This window comes from Pseudomonas sp. FW305-25 (assembly GCF_017351415.1).
Lineage (GTDB): Bacteria > Pseudomonadota > Gammaproteobacteria > Pseudomonadales > Pseudomonadaceae > Aquipseudomonas > Aquipseudomonas chlororaphis.
This window is the reverse complement of sequence record NZ_JACNDE010000001.1, coordinates 275,129-293,877: the sequence shown is the minus strand read 5'-3', so window position 1 is coordinate 293,877 and position 18,749 is coordinate 275,129. Positions and strand designations below refer to the sequence as shown.

Annotated in this window: 19 protein-coding genes; 18 read left to right on the top strand and 1 reads right to left on the bottom strand. The window is 63.2% G+C overall.

Translation table 11 applies throughout. From position 1 onward, the window contains the following. Positions 1-144 precede the first annotated feature (144 nt). Together J4E58_RS01355 and J4E58_RS01350 are read left to right on the top strand one after the other, a co-directional pair. A complete protein-coding gene (locus tag J4E58_RS01355) occupies positions 145-936 on the top strand; it encodes a CPBP family intramembrane glutamic endopeptidase (protein ID WP_087088610.1) in 792 nt (263 codons plus the stop codon). 175 nt (positions 937-1,111) lie between these two features. Further along, on the top strand, positions 1,112-2,677 hold the full coding sequence (locus tag J4E58_RS01350) for a PAS domain-containing methyl-accepting chemotaxis protein (protein ID WP_007921342.1): 1,566 nt from the start codon (positions 1,112-1,114) through the stop codon (positions 2,675-2,677). A 196-nt stretch (positions 2,678-2,873) separates the two neighbouring features. On the opposite strand, the gene J4E58_RS01345 is transcribed toward J4E58_RS01350, so the two are convergent. Next, positions 2,874-3,572 (bottom strand): alpha/beta family hydrolase, encoded by a 699-nt coding sequence (locus tag J4E58_RS01345; RefSeq protein WP_087088612.1) that lies wholly within the window; start codon positions 3,570-3,572, stop codon positions 2,874-2,876. Between the two features lie 99 nt (positions 3,573-3,671). On the opposite strand from J4E58_RS01345, the gene ccoN (J4E58_RS01340) reads away from it, so the two are divergent. From ccoN (J4E58_RS01340) to hemN, 16 genes are all read left to right on the top strand, one after another. Next, a complete protein-coding gene (gene ccoN, locus J4E58_RS01340; protein WP_009042964.1) occupies positions 3,672-5,096 on the top strand; it encodes a cytochrome-c oxidase, cbb3-type subunit I in 1,425 nt (474 codons plus the stop codon). A 10-nt stretch (positions 5,097-5,106) separates the two neighbouring features. Then, on the top strand, positions 5,107-5,715 hold the full coding sequence (ccoO, locus tag J4E58_RS01335; protein ID WP_007921349.1) for a cytochrome-c oxidase, cbb3-type subunit II: 609 nt from the start codon (positions 5,107-5,109) through the stop codon (positions 5,713-5,715). Positions 5,716-5,718: 3 nt separating this feature from the next. Continuing rightward, positions 5,719-5,943: a cbb3-type cytochrome c oxidase subunit 3 gene (locus J4E58_RS01330; protein WP_007921351.1), complete on the top strand. Its 225-nt coding sequence runs from the start codon at positions 5,719-5,721 to the stop codon at positions 5,941-5,943. Next, positions 5,940-6,893 carry a cytochrome-c oxidase, cbb3-type subunit III gene (gene ccoP, locus J4E58_RS01325; RefSeq protein WP_007921353.1) on the top strand — a complete coding sequence of 318 codons (954 nt, stop codon included), beginning with the start codon at positions 5,940-5,942 and terminating at the stop codon, positions 6,891-6,893. Before J4E58_RS01330 ends, ccoP (J4E58_RS01325) begins: the two co-directional genes overlap by 4 nt. Positions 6,894-7,371: 478 nt before the next feature. Beyond that, positions 7,372-8,814 (top strand): cytochrome-c oxidase, cbb3-type subunit I, encoded by a 1,443-nt coding sequence (ccoN, locus tag J4E58_RS01320; RefSeq protein ID WP_007921354.1) that lies wholly within the window; start codon positions 7,372-7,374, stop codon positions 8,812-8,814. After that, positions 8,814-9,422, top strand: a complete 609-nt coding sequence (gene ccoO / locus J4E58_RS01315; protein WP_009042961.1) for a cytochrome-c oxidase, cbb3-type subunit II — start codon at positions 8,814-8,816, stop codon at positions 9,420-9,422. Before ccoN (J4E58_RS01320) ends, ccoO (J4E58_RS01315) begins: the two co-directional genes overlap by 1 nt. A 5-nt stretch (positions 9,423-9,427) precedes the next feature. Further along, positions 9,428-9,613, top strand: a complete 186-nt coding sequence (locus J4E58_RS01310) for a CcoQ/FixQ family Cbb3-type cytochrome c oxidase assembly chaperone (protein WP_003175465.1) — start codon at positions 9,428-9,430, stop codon at positions 9,611-9,613. Next, positions 9,610-10,587: a cytochrome-c oxidase, cbb3-type subunit III gene (ccoP, locus tag J4E58_RS01305; RefSeq protein WP_007922407.1), complete on the top strand. Its 978-nt coding sequence runs from the start codon at positions 9,610-9,612 to the stop codon at positions 10,585-10,587. Before J4E58_RS01310 ends, ccoP (J4E58_RS01305) begins: the two co-directional genes overlap by 4 nt. Before the next feature lie 166 nt (positions 10,588-10,753). Beyond that, positions 10,754-11,008 (top strand): type II toxin-antitoxin system Phd/YefM family antitoxin, encoded by a 255-nt coding sequence (locus J4E58_RS01300; RefSeq protein WP_007922405.1) that lies wholly within the window; start codon positions 10,754-10,756, stop codon positions 11,006-11,008. After that, positions 11,008-11,418: a type II toxin-antitoxin system VapC family toxin gene (locus J4E58_RS01295; protein ID WP_007922403.1), complete on the top strand. Its 411-nt coding sequence runs from the start codon at positions 11,008-11,010 to the stop codon at positions 11,416-11,418. The genes J4E58_RS01300 and J4E58_RS01295 overlap by 1 nt, the downstream gene beginning before the upstream one ends. A gap of 205 nt (positions 11,419-11,623) precedes the next feature. Then, a complete protein-coding gene (gene ccoG, locus J4E58_RS01290; protein ID WP_087088614.1) occupies positions 11,624-13,039 on the top strand; it encodes a cytochrome c oxidase accessory protein CcoG in 1,416 nt (471 codons plus the stop codon). A gap of 11 nt (positions 13,040-13,050) precedes the next feature. Then, complete coding sequence (locus tag J4E58_RS01285; RefSeq protein WP_007922399.1) at positions 13,051-13,590, top strand: FixH family protein; 540 nt, start codon at positions 13,051-13,053, stop codon at positions 13,588-13,590. Between the two features lie 87 nt (positions 13,591-13,677). Next, on the top strand, positions 13,678-16,128 hold the full coding sequence (locus J4E58_RS01280) for a heavy metal translocating P-type ATPase (RefSeq protein ID WP_087088616.1): 2,451 nt from the start codon (positions 13,678-13,680) through the stop codon (positions 16,126-16,128). A 24-nt stretch (positions 16,129-16,152) separates the two neighbouring features. Next, entirely contained in the window at positions 16,153-16,383 is a 231-nt protein-coding gene (gene ccoS / locus J4E58_RS01275; protein WP_038580666.1) for a cbb3-type cytochrome oxidase assembly protein CcoS, read from the top strand. Next, the gene (locus tag J4E58_RS01270; protein ID WP_053278139.1) at positions 16,376-17,059 is read left to right on the top strand and encodes a sulfite exporter TauE/SafE family protein; all 684 of its coding nucleotides are present in this window, start codon (positions 16,376-16,378) and stop codon (positions 17,057-17,059) included. The genes ccoS and J4E58_RS01270 overlap by 8 nt, the downstream gene beginning before the upstream one ends. Before the next feature lie 156 nt (positions 17,060-17,215). Continuing rightward, complete coding sequence (hemN, locus tag J4E58_RS01265) at positions 17,216-18,598, top strand: oxygen-independent coproporphyrinogen III oxidase (RefSeq protein ID WP_087088618.1); 1,383 nt, start codon at positions 17,216-17,218, stop codon at positions 18,596-18,598. Positions 18,599-18,749: the final 151 nt, after the last annotated feature.

Below are 18,749 nucleotides of genomic sequence, written 5' to 3'. Positions count from 1 at the left end.
ACACCGCCTACGGGCGGTGTTTTTGTTTCACTTATTCATCGCCCGCGCCTCGTTATACTGGCCGCCCGCTCGTTCTATCCAGTAACCGCCGACGCAGGTTGCGCGAGCGCGCTGATTCCATTCTTTTCGCAACAAGGATTTCACATGACTGTTCTGCCATGGATGTACCTGGCACTTCTCTCCATTGGTTACGCCCTGGCCCTGAGCTACGGCCAACTGGGCCTGCTGGCGGCGGTTTCCGTCGCCTTGCTGCTGTGCGCGGGCTTTGCCGTGCGCCAGCAGAAAAGCCCTTACGCGCGCTACCTGGGACACGGCCTGTTCGTGGTGCTGGCCCTGGCGCTGGCCATGCACTGGCTCCCCGGTTTCTACAATGGCCGGGCGATCGGCCCGGAACGCTTCACCGCCGATGCCGTGCCGTTTTCCATGTACCTGAACCAGGACAAGCCGCTGATCGGCTTCTGGCTGTTGCTGGTCTGCCCCTGGATCATCGGGCGCCGCTCGCTGCGCCTGTCCCTCTATACCACTGCCCTGGCCTTGACCCTGACCGCCCTGGCGGCCCTGGGCGGCGCGGTGTTGCTGGGCATCATCAGTTGGGCGCCGAAATGGCCGGACCAGGCCTGGCTGTGGGTGCTGAACAACCTGCTGCTGGTCACCCTGGTGGAAGAAGCGCTGTTCCGTGGCTACATCCAGGGCGGCCTGAGCCGTCGCCTCAAGCACCTGCCCTATGGTGAAAACCTGGCGCTGATGTGCGCGGCCCTGCTGTTCGGCCTGGTGCATGTGGGCGCCGGCTGGCAATGGTGGCTGCTGGCGAGCATCGCCGGGGTCGGCTACGGCCTGGCCTACCGTTTTGGCGGCCTGGGCGCCGCGGTGGCCACCCATTTCGGCTTGAACCTGCTGCACTTCGGGCTGTTCACCTACCCGATGCTCGCGGGTTGACCTTGGCCAAGCCGGGGCTCCCTGGACGGGCCTCGGCTTCGCCGCCTCCCCTCGCCCCTGCTTGCAAAATAAATAAGGCATCTGTCAATGAGGCACTTCTCAAATTACTGAAAAAAACCTCAATAATTGGCGAAGGCCGCCGACAACCTATCAAAGCCTTGCGGATAGAAAAACCATGCGTAACAACCAGCCCGTCACCCAGCGCGAACGTACCTTTCCGACTCAGCAACGGTTGATCTCCACCACCGATGCCAAAGGCGTGATCACCTACTGCAACGATGCCTTCGTTGAAATCAGCGGGTTTTCTCGTGAGGAACTGGTCCGCGCACCGCACAACCTGGTCCGTCACCCCGACGTCCCGGCCGCGGTGTTCGCGCACATGTGGGCCACCCTGAAACAAGGCTTGCCATGGATGGGCATTGTCAAGAATCGCTGCAAGACCGGTGACCATTACTGGGTCAACGCCTACGTGACACCGGTCTTCGAAGGCCAGCAAGTGGTCGGCTACGAGTCGGTGCGGGTCAAGCCCACCGCCGAGCAGATCCGCCGCGCCGAAGCGCTTTACCAACGCATCAACCAGGGCAAGTCGGCCATTCCGAAACGCGACAAATGGCTACCGATACTTCAGGACTGGCTGCCATTCATCCTGATCAGCCAGCTGAGCTTCCTGATTGGCGCCTGGCTCAACTCTTCCTGGGGCTTTGCCCTCGCCGCCGGCCTTTGCGTGCCGCTCGGCCTGCTCGGGCTGAGCTGGCAACAGCGCGGCCTCAAGCGTTTGCTGCGCCTGGCCGAACAGACCACCTCCGACCCGCTGATCGCCCAGATGTACACCGACAGCCGTGGCGCCCAGGCGCGCCTGGAGATGTCGATCCTCAGCCAGGAAGCCCGCCTGAAAACCTGCCTGACCCGCCTGCAGGATACCGCCGAGCACCTCAACGAGCAGGCGCGGCAGTCCGACACCCTGGCGCACAACAGCTCCAGCGGCCTGGAACGCCAGCGCGTGGAAACCGAACAGGTGGCCACCGCGGTCAACCAGATGGCCGCCACCACCCAGGAAGTGGCCAGCCACGTGCAGCGCACCGCCGACGCCACCCAGGAAGCCAATCGCCTCACCGGGCGCGGTCGCGACATCGCCGGGGAAACCCGCGAAGCGATCCAGCGCCTGTCGGTGGTGGTGGGCGAAACCGGCCTGACCGTGACCCAGCTGGCCAAGGACAGCGACGAAATCGGTGGCGTGGTCGATGTGATCAAGGGCATCGCCGACCAGACCAACCTGCTGGCGCTGAACGCGGCCATCGAAGCGGCTCGCGCCGGGGAAATGGGCCGCGGCTTCGCCGTGGTGGCCGACGAGGTTCGCCAACTGGCGCAACGCACCAGCGAATCCACCGGACAGATCCACACCCTGATCGCCAAGCTCCAGCAAACCGCCAGCACGGCGGTGCAGACCATGGACGCCGGACACCGTCAGGCCGAGGAAGGCGTGGCCCGGGTGCTGGAAGCCGACCAGGCGCTGGTGGGAATCAGCGAAGCGGTGGCCAACATCACCGACATGACCACCCAGATCGCCGCCGCCACCGAAGAGCAAAGCGCCGTGGCCGAGGAGATCAGCCGCAACATCAGCACCATCGCCCAACTGGCCGACCAGACCTCGGAGCAGGCGCAGCATTCGGCGCAACTCAGCGAAGAGCTGACCCGCACCGCCAACACGCAGTACTCGTTGGTCGAACGCTTCAACCGCTAAACCGAAGCCAGACAAAAAACCCGGAAGGTTCGCCTTCCGGGTTTTTTATTGCCTGTTTTCCAGCACCACGCGCGTCTTCTGTATCTGTAGGAGCGAAGCTTGCTCGCGAAGGAGCTTGGCAGCCGCCACCGTTGTCGCCTTGAAAAACAATCGCGAGCAATCAAGCGTCGACCGGATGCTCCTACAGAAGAGTCGTTCAGCCATTCAACTGGCACAAGACCTCGGCGACCTTCCGCGCCGCCGCTTCCAGGTGCTGCTCATGGGTGAAGCCTGAGGCCTTGAGCGGTTTCAGGTCATGGTCGGCCGCCGTCAGCCAGAACAGCTCGATAGCCGGTGCCAGCGCATAGGCTTCGACCGCCGCCCGGTTACCGAGGGCGTCGCGCTCGCCCTGGACGATCAGGGTCGTGGTGCGCAATTCGGCCAGGTGAGCGACCCGCGGTTTCTCCGGCTTGCCGGCGGCATAAAACGGATACCCCAGGCACACCAGCGCATCGGCGCCCAGCTCGTCGGCGAGCAAACTGGCCATGCGCCCGCCCATGGACTTGCCGCCAATGGCCAACTGCCCAGCGACATGAGGTCGCACCTGGGCATAGACCTCGCGCCAGCACTCCAGCAGCTTCGGCGCCGGGTTAGGCGGCCGTTTGCCACCATCGAGGCGACGCTGGGCCATGTAGGGAAACTCGAAGCGCAGGACGTTGACCCCATGCGCCGCAAGGCGTGCGGCCATATCGTTCATGAAAGCGCTGTCCATCGGCGCGCCAGCGCCATGGGCCAGGATCAGGGTCAGCGGTTCGCCGGCCGGCGACGGCTGCGCGACATCCCAGAGCCAGCCCCGTTCCTGCACGCACTGCGCCCATTGATCCCCGTCAATAACAGCCCCTTGCCGTTTGCCCATGCTTACCTCGCTTTTAGTCTGCCTATAACTCCAGAAGAAGTGAGCGCGCCTTGCCGTGCGCAGTCGCTTTCACTTCAGCTGAACCGTGGATGGGGAACCATGAACACTTCTATCAGTACCGCCTACAACTACAAGGTGGTCCGCCAATTCGCCATTATGACGGTGGTGTGGGGCATCGTCGGCATGGGGCTCGGGGTTTTTCTCGCTGCCCAGTTGGTCTGGCCCGAACTCAACTTCAACCTGCCCTGGACCAGTTTCGGTCGCCTGCGCCCGTTGCACACCAACGCGGTGATCTTCGCCTTTGGCGGCTGCGCCTTGTTCGCCAGCTCCTTCTACTCGGTGCAACGCACCTGCCAGACCCAGCTGTTCGCGCCGAAAATCGCCGCGTTCTGCTTCTGGGGCTGGCAGCTGGTAATCCTCCTGGCGGCCATCAGCCTGCCGCTGGGCTACACCAGCTCCAAGGAATACGCCGAGCTGGAATGGCCGATCGACATCCTCATCACCATCGTCTGGGTGGCGTACGCCATCGTGTTCTTCGGCACGGTGATGAAGCGCAACACCAAGCACATCTACGTCGGCAACTGGTTCTTCGGCGGTTTCATCATCACCGTGGCCATCCTGCACATCGTCAACAACCTGGAACTGCCCGTCAGCCTGACCAAGTCCTACTCGGTGTATGCCGGTGCGACCGACGCCATGGTGCAATGGTGGTACGGCCACAACGCGGTGGGCTTCTTCCTGACCGCGGGTTTCCTGGGGATGATGTACTACTTCGTACCCAAGCAGGCCGAGCGTCCGGTGTATTCCTATCGCCTGTCCATCGTGCACTTCTGGGCGCTGATCACCCTGTACATCTGGGCCGGCCCGCACCACCTGCATTACACCGCGCTGCCGGACTGGGCGCAGTCCCTGGGCATGGTGATGTCGCTGATCCTCCTGGCACCGAGCTGGGGCGGCATGATCAACGGCATGATGACTCTGTCGGGTGCCTGGCATAAGTTGCGCAGCGACCCGATCCTGCGGTTCCTGGTGGTGTCCCTGGCGTTCTACGGCATGTCGACCTTCGAAGGTCCGATGATGGCGATCAAGACCGTCAACGCCCTCTCCCACTACACCGACTGGACCATCGGCCACGTCCACGCCGGCGCCCTGGGCTGGGTGGCGATGATTTCCATCGGCGCGCTGTATCACATGATCCCGAAAGTCTTCGGTCGCCAGCAGATGCACAGCATCGGCCTGATCAACGCGCACTTCTGGCTCGCCACTATCGGCACCGTGCTCTACATCGCCTCGATGTGGGTCAACGGCATCGCCCAGGGCCTGATGTGGCGCGCCGTCAACGAAGACGGGACGCTGACCTACTCCTTCGTCGAAACCCTGGTGGCCAGCCACCCAGGCTTCATCGTGCGGCTGGTCGGTGGCGCGATCTTCCTCTTCGGCATGTTGCTGATGGCCTACAACACCTGGCGCACCGTGCGCGCGGCCCAGCCTGCCGAAATCACCGCCGCTGCGCAGATGGCCTGAGGAGTCCGCCATGAAACACGAAGTCATCGAGAAAAACGTCGGCCTGCTGATGCTGCTGATGGTATTTGCCGTAAGCATCGGCGGTCTGACCCAGATCGTCCCGCTGTTCTTCCAGGACGTCACCAACAAGCCGGTGGAAGGCATGAAGCCCTACACCGCCCTGCAGCTGGAAGGCCGCGATATCTACATCCGCGAAGGCTGCGTCGGTTGCCACTCGCAGATGATCCGTCCGTTCCGCGCCGAGACCGAACGCTACGGCCACTACTCGGTCGCCGGTGAAAGCGTCTGGGACCACCCGTTCCTGTGGGGTTCCAAGCGTACCGGTCCGGACCTGGCCCGGGTCGGCGCCCGCTACTCCGACGACTGGCACCGCGCGCACCTGTACAACCCGCGCAACGTGGTGCCCGAGTCGAAGATGCCGGCCTACCCATGGCTGGTCACCCAACAGGTCGACAGCAGCCACACCGAGACCAAGCTGCGCGCCATGCGCACCCTCGGCGTGCCGTACAACGACGACGATATCGCCGGTGCCGTCGCCTCCCTCAAGGGCAAGACCGAGATGGATGCCCTGGTCGCCTACCTGCAAGTGCTTGGCACTGCGATCAAGAGCAAGAGGTGAGCCATGGTTCTTGAACTCGATAGCGGCATGATCCGCGGGCTCGGCACGCTGGTGGTGATGATTGCCTTCATCGGCCTGTCGATCTGGGTCTTCAACGCCAAGCGCAACCCGGAGTTCGCCCAGGCGCGCCTGCTGCCCTTCGCCGACGAACCTTCGCCGCAAGTGCACGGCAATCCATCTGATGACGCTCAATCCGAAGAGCACGCGACAAGGAGCATTCGGCCATGACCACCTTCTGGAGTACGTACATCTGCGTACTGACCATAGGCAGCCTGATCGGCCTGACCTGGCTGTTGATCGGCACGCGCAAGGGCGAGACCAAGGGCAGCGTCGACCAGACCATGGGCCACAGCTTCGACGGCATCGAGGAGTACGACAACCCGCTGCCGCAGTGGTGGTTCATGCTGTTCGCCGGCACCCTGGTGTTTTCCGTCGGCTACCTGATCCTCTACCCGGGCCTGGGCAACTGGAAAGGCATCCTGCCCGGCTATGAAAATGGCTGGACCGGCGTGCACGAGTGGGAAAAGGAAATGGACAAGGCAGACGCCAAGTTCGGCCCGATCTTCGCCAAGTTCGCCGCCATGCCCGTGGAAGAAGTGGCCAAGGATCCGCAGGCGCTGAAAATGGGCGGACGCCTGTTCGCTTCCAACTGCTCGGTGTGCCACGGCTCGGATGCCAAGGGAGCGTTCGGCTTCCCTAACCTGGCCGACAACAACTGGCGCTGGGGCGGCAACGCCGACACCATCAAGGCCACCATCATGGGCGGTCGCATGGCGGCCATGCCGGCCTGGGGTGAAGTGCTGGGCGAGGACGGGGTGAAGAACGTCGCGGCCTATGTGCGTCACGAACTCGCCGGCCTGCCGTTGCCCGCCGACAGCAGCGCCGACCTGGTCGCCGGCAAGCAGGCGTTCAGCACTACTTGCGTCGCCTGTCACGGCGCCAACGGCCAGGGCACGGAAATCATGGGCGCGCCGAACCTGACGCAACCGGCGGGCTTCATCTACGGCACCAGCCTGACCCAGCTGCAACAGACCATTCGCCATGGTCGCCAGGGCCACATGCCGGCGCAGAGCGAACTGCTGGGCAACGACAAGGTGCAGCTGCTCGCGGCCTACGTCTACAGCCTGTCCCACAACGCGGCCAGCCAGCCGCAGACCGAGACCCCAAGCGAGCAATAGCCGCTCCACCCACTGCCGCATCGCTCGATGCGGCAGTTCCCTGCCTCTGCGCGACCAAGTGTCGCACCCTCTCTCCCCTCTGCCTTTCCACTCTCCGGATTCAGGTCTAAGCTGCTTCGCAGTGGACTGGCAATGGCCGGTCACAGACCAGAAGTAGCCGCTCCATTCGAAGCCGTCGTTCGAGGACAGGCCGCAAAGGCTGGTGTATACCGGCTGTCGTGCCACTTACCGTCTGTCGCTCGCTCAATGGCTTTCCACACACCCGGTTACAACTGACCTGTACCCCCTCGCCTTTTTCATCCGCTGCGACATTTTGTCCTGGGCCGATTTTGTCCTTACTCCGCGCATGGAAAGGCCGCAGAATCAGCTTTTGAAAGCATTGACCCAGGTCATGGCGCGTTGCAATGACCCCCTGCTTTCTCCATACTTGCGGCCGATTTTTACTCCTAATAAAACACCCAAACCGTGGAACCTTAGAATGAGCACAGCAATCAGTCCGACTGCTTATAACTATAAGGTAGTCCGCCAGTTCGCCATCATGACGGTGGTCTGGGGGATCCTTGGCATGGGGCTCGGTGTCTTCATCGCCTCGCAACTGGTCTGGCCGGAGTTGAACTTCGGTCTGCCATGGACGACCTTTGGACGCCTGCGCCCGCTGCACACCAACCTGGTGATTTTCGCCTTCGGTGGATGTGCGTTGTTTGCCACTTCTTACTACGTCGTGCAGCGAACCTGCCAAACGCGACTGATTTCCGACAGCCTGGCGGCCTTCACCTTCTGGGGTTGGCAAGCCGTGATCGTCGGCGCGATCGTTACCTTGCCGCTGGGTTACACCACCACCAAGGAATACGCGGAACTGGAATGGCCCCTGGCTATTCTGCTGGCCATCGTCTGGGTCACCTACGGTCTGGTGTTCTTCGGCACCATTGTCAAGCGCAAGACCAAGCACATCTACGTGGGTAACTGGTTCTACGGTGCCTTCATCGTGGTCACCGCGATGCTGCACATCGTCAACCACGCTTCCCTGCCGGTCAGCTTCTTCAAGTCCTACTCGGCCTACTCGGGCGCGACCGACGCCATGATCCAGTGGTGGTACGGCCACAACGCGGTGGGCTTCTTCCTGACCACCGGCTTCCTGGGGATGATGTACTACTTCGTGCCCAAACAGGCCGAGCGTCCGATCTACTCCTATCGCCTGTCCATCGTGCACTTCTGGGCGCTGATCACCCTGTACATCTGGGCCGGTCCGCACCACCTGCACTACACCGCGCTGCCAGACTGGGCGCAGTCCCTGGGCATGGCCATGTCGATCATCCTGCTGGCGCCAAGCTGGGGCGGCATGATCAACGGCATGATGACCCTCTCGGGCGCCTGGCATAAGCTGCGCACCGACCCGATCCTGCGGTTCCTGGTGGTGTCCCTGGCGTTCTACGGCATGTCGACCTTCGAAGGTCCGATGATGGCGATCAAGACCGTCAACTCGCTGTCGCACTACACCGACTGGACCATCGGCCACGTACACGCCGGCGCTCTGGGCTGGGTAGCGATGATCTCCATCGGCGCCCTGTACCACATGATCCCGAAAGTCTTCGGTCGCCAGCAGATGCACAGCATCGGCCTGATCAACACCCACTTCTGGCTGGCAACCATCGGCACCGTGCTCTACATCGCCTCGATGTGGGTCAACGGCATCACCCAGGGCCTGATGTGGCGTGCAATCAACGATGACGGCACCCTCACCTACTCCTTCGTCGAAGCCCTGCAGGCCAGCCACCCTGGTTTCATCGTGCGCGCCCTGGGCGGTGCGTTCTTTGCCGCCGGCATGCTGTTCATGGCGTACAACGTGTTCCGCACCGTTCGCGCCTCGAACCCGGCTGAAGCTGAAGCCGCCGCTCAGATCTCTGTAGTTGGAGCTCACTGATGAAGCATGAAGCAGTAGAGAAGAATATCGGCCTGCTGGCCTTCTTCATGGTCATCGCCGTCAGCATCGGCGGCCTGACCCAGATCGTCCCGCTGTTCTTCCAGGACGTCACCAACAAGCCGGTGGAAGGCATGAAGCCGCGCACCGCGCTGGAACTGGAAGGCCGCGACGTCTATATCGCCAACGGCTGTGTCGGCTGCCACTCGCAGATGATCCGTCCGTTCCGCGCTGAAACCGAACGTTACGGCCACTACTCGGTCGCCGGTGAAAGCGTCTGGGACCACCCGTTCCTGTGGGGTTCCAAGCGTACCGGTCCGGACCTGGCCCGCGTCGGTGGTCGTTACTCCGATGACTGGCAACGTGCGCACTTGTACAACCCGCGCAACGTTGTACCCGAGTCGAAAATGCCGGCTTACCCGTTCCTCGTAGAAAACAAGCTCGACGGCAAAGACACCGCGAAAAAAATGGAAGTCTTGCGCACGCTCGGCGTCCCTTACACCGACGAAGACATCGCCGGTGCCAAGGATGCCGTGAAGGGCAAAACCGAAATGGACGCGCTGGTGGCCTATCTGCAAGGCCTGGGCACCATCATCAAAAGCAAACGGTGATTTAGATGGATATCGGGATGATTCGTGGCCTGGGCACCGTAGTGGTGATGGTGGCCTTCATCGGCCTGGCGCTGTGGGTATTCAGCCCCAAGCGCAAGTCCGAGTTCGAAGACGCGACCTTGCTGCCGTTCGCGGATGATCCCGAAGCCATCAAGCACGTCGAGCAAGCTTCTAGGAGTAACAAAGAATGACTACGTTCTGGAGTCTGTACGTCACAGTCCTCAGTCTGGGTACCATTTTCGCCCTGACCTGGCTGCTGCTGTCGACCCGCAAGGGCCAGCGCGCCGAGCAGACCGACGAGACGGTCGGCCACTCCTTCGACGGGATCGAGGAGTACGACAACCCGCTGCCGAAATGGTGGTTCATGTTGTTCGTCGGCACCATCGTCTTCGCCCTGGGTTATCTGGTGCTCTACCCGGGCCTGGGTAACTGGAAAGGCCTGCTGCCAGGCTACAACTACCTGGACACCGAAAAGCAGACCCCCTTCGCCAACGGCCAGACCGGCTGGACCGGCGTGCACGAGTGGGAAAAGGAAATGGCCAAGTCGGACGCCAAGTTCGGTCCGATCTTCGCCAAGTTCGCCTCCATGCCGATCGAAGAAGTCGCCAAGGACCCGCAAGCCCTGAAGATGGGTGGCCGCCTGTTCGCCTCCAACTGCTCGGTCTGCCACGGTTCCGACGCCAAGGGCGCCTATGGCTTCCCGAACCTGACCGACGCCGACTGGCGCTGGGGCGGCGAGCCGGAGACCATCAAGACCACCATCATGGGCGGTCGTCACGCGGTGATGCCGGCCTGGGCCGAAGTCATCGGCGAACAAGGCGTCAGCGATGTGGCCGCCTATGTGCTGACCAACCTCGATGGCCGCAAGCTGCCGGAAAGCGCCAAGGCCGACCCGGCCAACGGCCAGAAGATCTTCGCCGCCAACTGCGTGGCGTGCCACGGTCCGGCCGGTAAAGGCACCCCAGCCATGGGCGCGCCTGACCTGACCCACCCGGGCGCGTTCATCTACGGCTCGAGCTTCGCCCAACTGCAGCAGACCATCCGTTACGGCCGCCAGGGCCAGATGCCTGCCCAGGAACAGCTGCAAGGCAACGACAAGGTTCACCTGCTGGCGGCTTACGTCTACAGCCTGTCCCACAGTGACAAGCCGGCGGACGCCGAGTAAGACAGACACCTTCGGGTAACAGAAAAGGCCCCGCCAATGTCCATTGGCGGGGCCTTTTTATTTTCCTCTCCCCCTCACGTCCGTCGCTCTGCCCCCGCTTGAGATTGCCGCCTCCCCGCCAAGAGTAGTAACGTTGCTACATGAAATTTTTGTCGAGGGTATGACGATGCCTACCACCACCATCTCCAGTCGCGAATTCAATCAGGACACAAGTGGTGCCAAAAAAGCCTCAAGAAACGGCCCGGTCATCATCACCGACCGTGGCAGGCCCGCCCATGTGCTGCTAAGCATTGAGGACTACGAAAAACTGAGCGGCCTGAACACCAGCATCGTCGACATGCTGGTCATGCCTGAAGCGCCTGAAATCGATTTCGAAACAGAGCGCGCAACCATCATTCCTCGCGAGATCGATCTGTCCTGATGTTTTTGCTCGATACCAACGTCGTGTCCGAATTACGTAAGCCCAACGCTGATCGCAAGGTTGTGGCCTGGGCTCAGACCGTTGCGCCAACCAGCCTGTTTTTGTCAGTCATTACGTTATTGGAACTGGAAACCGGCATCCTGCGGTTGGAACGCCGCGATCGCACCCAAGGGGCGCTGCTGCGTGCCTGGCTGGAACTGCACGTGATGCCCGCTTTCAACGGACGAATACTGGCCATTGACCCTGCTGTCGCGATGCGCTGCGCCCGATTGCACGTTCCTGATCGCAGTAATGAATGCGATGCCCTGATTGCGGCGACCGCCCTGGAACATGGGCTGACAGTCGTTACCCGCAACATCGCCGACTTCCAGTCCAGCGGTGTGCAACTGCTCAACCCGTGGAACGATTGAACGCGGTCGCGGCGAAAAGCGTCCATAATTCACAAGTCAATTGATTCAAGTCATTACACCATCATTTGATTTCCCCCAACGCGACCAAAGGTCGCACCCTTGAGCTAGAGCGACAGGCGTATCATTGCGCCACTGCAACACCCCTACTTGATCGCGGTCGGCACGTACTGACCGGGGCATTTCTCCACTGCCGTGGGATGCAATGATGAGCAACCAGATTCCGGTACATGACGTCACCCCTCCTGCCAAGAATTCGAACAACAGCGTAGACCTCTACGCCTCTCGGGAAAAAATCTACACACGCGCTTTCACCGGCCTCTTCCGCAACTTGCGGATGGTTGGCGGTGCGGCCCTGTTCCTGCTGTATTTCGGTACGGTGTGGCTCAACTGGGGCGGCCACCAGGCTGTCTGGTGGAACCTGCCGGAACGCAAGTTCTTCATTTTCGGCGCCACCTTCTGGCCCCAGGATTTTATCCTGCTGTCCGGGCTTTTGATCATCGCCGCCTTCGGCCTGTTCTTCATCACCGTGTATGCCGGGCGCGTCTGGTGCGGCTATACCTGCCCGCAAAGCGTCTGGACCTGGATCTTCATGTGGTGCGAGAAGGTCACCGAAGGCGACCGCAACCAGCGCATCAAGCTCGACAAGGCGCCGATGAGCGCCAACAAATTGCTGCGCAAGTTCAGCAAGCACAGCCTCTGGCTGCTGATCGGCTTCGTCACCGGCATGACCTTCGTCGGTTACTTCTCGCCGATCCGCGAGCTGGTCATCGACTTCTTCACCGGCCAGGCCGATGGCTGGTCGTATTTCTGGGTCGGCTTCTTCACCCTCGCCACCTATGGCAACGCCGGCTGGCTGCGCGAACAGGTGTGCATCTACATGTGCCCGTACGCCCGCTTCCAGAGCGTGATGTTCGACAAGGACACCCTGATCGTCTCCTACGACCCGCGTCGTGGCGAAGGTCGCGGCCCGCGCAAGAAAGGCGCCGACTACAAGGCCATGGGCCTGGGCGATTGCATCGACTGCACCATGTGCGTGCAGGTCTGCCCGACCGGCATCGACATCCGTGACGGCCTGCAGATCGAATGCATCGGCTGCGCCGCCTGTATCGATGCCTGCGACAACATCATGGACAAGATGGACTACCCGCGCGGCCTGATCAGCTACACCACCGAACACAACCTGTCCGGGCAGAAAACCCATAAACTGCGTCCACGCCTGATCGGTTATGCGCTGGTGCTGCTGGCGATGATCAGCCTGCTGGTCACGGCCTTCTTCATGCGTTCGCTGGTGGGCTTCGATGTCAGCAAGGACCGTGTGCTCTATCGCGAGAACGCCGAAGGCCGGATCGAAAACGTCTACAGCCTGAAGATCATGAACAAGGACCAGCGCGACCATACCTACGTACTGGACGCCGCCGGCCTGCCGGGCCTCAAGCTGCAAGGCCGGCGCGAGATCAAGGTGGCAGCCGGCGATATCGTCAGCATGCCGGTCGAGCTGTCGAGTTCGCCGGAACAACTGCCGTCGAGCACCAACGAGGTGAAGTTCATCCTCAAGGACGCCGACGACGAAAGCGTCCACGTTGAAGCCAAGAGCCGGTTCATCGGCCCACAAATTCGTTAAGAGAAGTCATCATGCCCGCAGCGACCGCCACAAGCCCCTGGTACAAGCACCTCTGGCCCTGGATCATCATCGGCATCCTGGCCTGCTCGGTGACCTTGACCCTGTCCATGGTGACCATCGCGGTGAACAACCCGGACAACCTGGTCAACGACAACTACTACGAGGCCGGCAAAGGTATCAACCGCTCCCTGGACCGCGAGCTGCTGGCCCAGACCCTGCAACTGCGCGCCAGCGTGCATCTGGATGACCTCACCGGCGAAGTCGACCTGCGCCTGAGCGGCAACAGCGCGCCCGCCACCCTGGAGCTGAACCTGATCTCGCCGACCCAGCCGGAAAAAGACCGCAAGATCACCCTCGCCCGCAGCGAAACCGAACAAGGCCGCTACATTGGCCAGTTGAGCGACAAGGTCGATGGCCGCCGGTTTGTCGAACTGCTGGGTGTCGAGGGCGACAAGACCTGGCGCATGTTCGAAGAAGAACAGGTCAGCCACGACAAGGACCTGCTGCTGGGTGACGAACCGCTGCAAGGCGCGGAACACCTGGACAAGTAAGCGCCCTCCGAACATCGCTGGCAGGCTGCTGCTTCCCAGGCAGCGGCCTGCCGGCGATGAGGTCCGCCCCTGGAACAAAGACCCGCGATGACCACGCCACTGCCCTGCTACCACTGCGCCCTGCCCGTTCCCGCCGGCAGCCGCTTCACCGCCGTCGTGCTCGGCGCCCCCCGCGAGTTCTGCTGCCCGGGCTGCCAGGCGGTGGCCGAAGCCATAGTCGCTGGCGGCCTGGAAAGCTACTACAGCCATCGCAGCGAAGCCTCGGCCAACCCGGAGGCGCTGCCGGTGCAACTGGTGGACGAACTGGCGCTGTACGACCGGGCGGACGTGCAGCAACCCTTCGTCCGGCATGAGGGAGAACTGGCCGAAACCACCCTGCTGATGGAAGGCATCAGCTGCGCCGCCTGTGGCTGGCTGATCGAGAAACACCTGCGCAGCCTGCCGGCGGTGGCCGAGGCGCGGCTGAACCTGTCCAACCATCGCCTGCATGTGCGCTGGGCCGACAGCCAGTTGCCACTGAGCCAGGTGCTCAGCGAGCTGCGCCTGATCGGCTACGCCGCACACCCCTATCAGGCCGACCGTGCTTCCGAGCAACTAGCCAGTGAAAACCGCCTGGCCCTGCGCCAACTGGGCGTGGCCGGGCTGCTGTGGTTCCAGGCGATGATGGCGACCATGGCCACCTGGCCGGAATTCAATATCGACCTGAGCCCCGAGCTGCACACCATCCTGCGCTGGGTCGCGCTGTTTCTCACCACGCCGATCGTGTTCTACAGCTGCTCGCCGTTTTTCAAGGGCGCCCTGCGCGACCTGCGCACCCGCCACCTGACCATGGACGTTTCCGTATCGCTGGCGATTGGCGCCGCCTACATCGCCGGGATCTGGACCTCGATCACTGGCGTCGGCGAGCTGTACTTCGATGCCGTGGGCATGTTCGCCCTGTTCCTGCTGGCCGGACGCTACCTGGAACGCCGTGCCCGCGAACGCACCGCCGCCGCTACCGCGCAACTGGTGAACCTGCTGCCGGCCTCGTGCCTGCGCCTGGGCGCCGACGGCCAGAGCGAACGCATCCTGCTCAGCGAACTGCGCCTGGGCGACCAGGTGCTGGTGCATCCCGGCGCCATTCTGCCGGCCGACGGCAAGATCCTCGATGGCCAGTCGAGCATCGACGAATCCCTGCTCACCGGTGAATACCTGCCGCAACCGCGCAACATCGGCGATGCGGTTACCGCCGGCACCCTCAACGTCGAGGGCGCGCTGACCGTGGAGGTCCTGGCCCTGGGGCAGGACACACGCCTGTCGGCCATCGTCCGCCTGCTGGACCGGGCCCAGGCGGAAAAACCGCGCCTGGCGGAGATCGCCGACCGCGCCGCCCAATGGTTCCTGCTGTTCTCCCTGATCGCCGCGGCCGCCATCGGCCTGCTCTGGTGGCAGCTGGACGCCTCCCGGGCCTTCTGGATCGTCCTGGCCATGCTGGTCGCCACCTGCCCCTGTGCGCTGTCCCTGGCCACCCCGACCGCGCTCACCGCCGCCACCGGCACCCTGCACAAACTCGGCCTGCTGCTGACCCGCGGCCATGTACTCGAAGGCCTGAACCAGATCGACACGGTGATTTTCGACAAGACCGGCACCCTCACCGAGGGGCGCCTGGCCTTGCGCTCGATTCTTCCTGTGGGCGACCTCGACAGCCAGCAGTGCCTGGGCCTGGCCGCCGCCCTGGAAAACCGCTCCGAACACCCGATTGCCCGAGCCTTCGGCCGTGCGCCGCTGGCCGCGGAAGAAGTACTGAGCATGCCCGGGCTGGGCCTGGAAGGGCTGGTGGGCGAACAGCGTCTGCGCATCGGCCAACCCGCCTTCGTCTGCGAGCTCAGCGCCTGTGCGGTCCCGGCGATGCCGGACGAAGCCGGCCAATGGCTGCTGCTGGGCGATAGCCGAGGGCCGCTGGCCTGGCTGGTCCTCGACGATCGCCTGCGCAGCGATGCTCCGGCACTGCTGGCCGCCTGCAAGGCGCGCGGCTGGAACACCCTGCTGCTCTCGGGCGACAGCTCGCCGATGGTCGCCAGCGTCGCCGCCGAACTGGGCATCGACGAAGCCCGCGGCGGCCTGCGTCCCGACGACAAGCTGCAGGTGCTGCAACAACTGCATCGCCAGGGTCGCAAAGTGCTGATGCTCGGCGACGGGGTCAATGATGTGCCAGTGCTGGCCGCCGCCGATATCAGCGTGGCTATGGGCTCGGCCACCGACCTGGCCAAGACCAGCGCCGATGCGGTGCTGCTGTCCAACCGCCTGGATGCGCTGGTGCAGGCCTTCGGCCTGGCCCGCCGCACGCGTCGAATAATCATCGAGAACCTGCTGTGGGCCGGGCTGTACAATGGCCTCATGCTGCCGTTCGCCGCCCTCGGCTGGATCACTCCGGTATGGGCCGCCATCGGCATGTCCATCAGTTCGTTGACCGTGGTGCTCAATGCCCTGCGCCTGACTCGCCTGCCGGGCCAGCCCCAGGCCGAGGCCACGACCCAAACCCGCCCGCTGCCGGCCTGAGCCGCGCGGGCATGGAGCCTACCCATGCCAGCTCTCTACGTGATGATCCCCGCGGCGCTGCTGATCGTGGCCATCGCCATCTACATCTTCTTCTGGGCGGTCGACAGCGGTCAGTACGACGACCTCGACGGCCCCGCCCACAGCATTCTGTTCGACGACCAGGACCCCAAGCACACCGCCGCGATCGACGAAGCCAAGGGCCAGCCAGCGGCCGAGCAGCCACCGCACAAAGACCAGGTGCCGCCCCATGCTTGAGCTGGCGCCGCTGCTGGTTTCCGCGGTGATTCTCGGCCTGCTCGGCGGCGGTCACTGCCTGGGCATGTGCGGCGGCCTGATGGGCGCCTTGACCCTGGCCATTCCCCAGGAGCAGCGCAGCCGGCGTTTTCGCCTGCTGCTGGCCTACAACCTGGGGCGCATCCTCAGCTATGCCACCGCGGGCCTGCTGATCGGCCTGGCCGGCTGGGCCGTGGCCAGCAGCCCGGCGGCCATGGCCATGCGCGTGCTGGCCGGCCTGCTGCTGATTGCCATGGGCCTGTACCTGGCCGGCTGGTGGAGCGGCCTGACCCGCATCGAAAGCCTCGGACGCGGCCTGTGGCGCCATATACAGCCGGTGGCCAACCGCCTGCTGCCGGTGTCGAGCCTGCCACGCGCCTTGCTGCTGGGCGCGCTCTGGGGCTGGCTGCCGTGCGGCCTGGTCTACAGCACCCTGCTGTGGTCCGCCAGCCAGGGCAATGCCCTCGACAGCGCCTTGCTGATGCTGGCCTTCGGCCTGGGTACCTGGCCGGTGCTGCTGGCGACCGGGCTCGCAGCGGAACGGGTCACCGCGCTGCTGCGTCGGCGCAGCGTGCGCATGGCCGGTGGCCTGCTGGTGATCCTGTTCGGCATCTGGACCTTGCCCGGTCCACATCAGCATTGGTTGATGGGGCACTGAGGCAACCCTTCCCGCTGCCTCCGCCCTTCGGCAGCGACGACGCAAGACTCGTATGACAGGTTCCGCGCCCCCGCCAGCCTTGATGCAAATCAAGATGGTCCGGGCGCCAACCCCCTAGACTCGCGAACACTGCCAGCCTACCGGGGGAATTCCCGCATGCTCGACGCCATTCGTTGGGACACCGATCTGATCCGCCGTTACGACCTGGCGGGACCGCGCTACACCTCCTACCCCACCGCTGTGCAATTCCACAGCCAGGTGGGCACCTTCGACCTGCTCCACGCCCTGCGCGAGAGCCGCAAGGCGCTACGGCCGCTGTCGCTGTACGTGCACGTGCCGTTCTGCGCGAACATCTGCTACTACTGCGCCTGCAACAAGGTCATCACCAAGGACCGCGGGCGCGCCCTGCCCTACTTGCAGCGCCTGGAACAGGAAATCCAGCTGATCGCCTGCCATCTCGACCCCGGGCAGAAGGTCGAGCAACTGCACTTCGGCGGCGGCACCCCGACCTTTCTCAGCCACGATGAACTGCGGCAGCTGATGAGCCACCTGCGCCAGCACTTCAACCTGCTGGACGATGATTCGGGCGACTACGGCATCGAGATCGACCCACGCGAAGCCGACTGGTCGACCATGGGCCTGCTGCGCGAGCTGGGCTTCAACCGCGTCAGCATCGGCCTGCAGGATCTCGACCCGGCGGTACAGCGCGCGGTCAATCGCCTGCAGAGCCTGGAAGAAACCCGGGCGGTGATCGAAGCGGCGCGCACCCTGCAGTTTCGCTCGATCAACATCGACCTGATCTACGGCCTGCCAAAACAGACGCCGGACAACTTCGCCCGCACCGTCGAGGAAGTCATCAACCTGCAGCCGGACCGGCTCTCGGTGTTCAACTACGCGCATCTGCCGGAGCGCTTCATGCCGCAACGGCGGATCAACAGCCACGAGCTGCCGGAACCGGCGGAAAAACTGCAGATGCTGCAGCGCACCATCGAACAGCTGACGGCTGCGGGCTACCGCTACATCGGCATGGACCATTTCGCCCTGCCCGACGATGAGCTGGCGATCGCCCAGGAAGAATCGACCCTGCAACGCAACTTCCAGGGCTACACCACCCATGGCCACTGCGACCTGATCGGCCTGGGCGTCTCGGCCATCAGCCAGATCGGCGACCTGTACTGCCAGAACAGCAGCGACCTGACCCAGTACCAGAACCTGTTGGGCGGCGCGCAACTGGCCACCAGTCGCGGCCTGGTATGCAATCAGGACGACCGCGTCAGGCGCGCGGTGATCCAGCAGTTGATCTGTAATTTCAGCCTCGACTTCGAGGCCATCGAGCAGCAGTTCAACATCGACTTTCGCGGTTACTTCGGCGACCTCTGGCCGCAACTGCAAGCCATGGCCGAAGACGGCCTGATCACGCTGAACAACGAAGGCATTGAAGTGCTGCCTGCCGGGCGCCTGCTGGTGCGTTCGGTGTGCATGGTGTTCGACACGTATCTGGAGCAACAGAATCGACAGCGTTTTTCCCGGGTCATCTAGGGCGTCATGAGCCACGACCTGACCGCTCGGCGCGACAACTTGTCGCAGGTAGCGGGCAAAAACTGTCGGGACAGACAAGGCGCAAACAAGCCTGATACTTGACGCTGGGATAATCGGCGGCTGCAAGTGACGGTCAGCGCTGGAAATACCC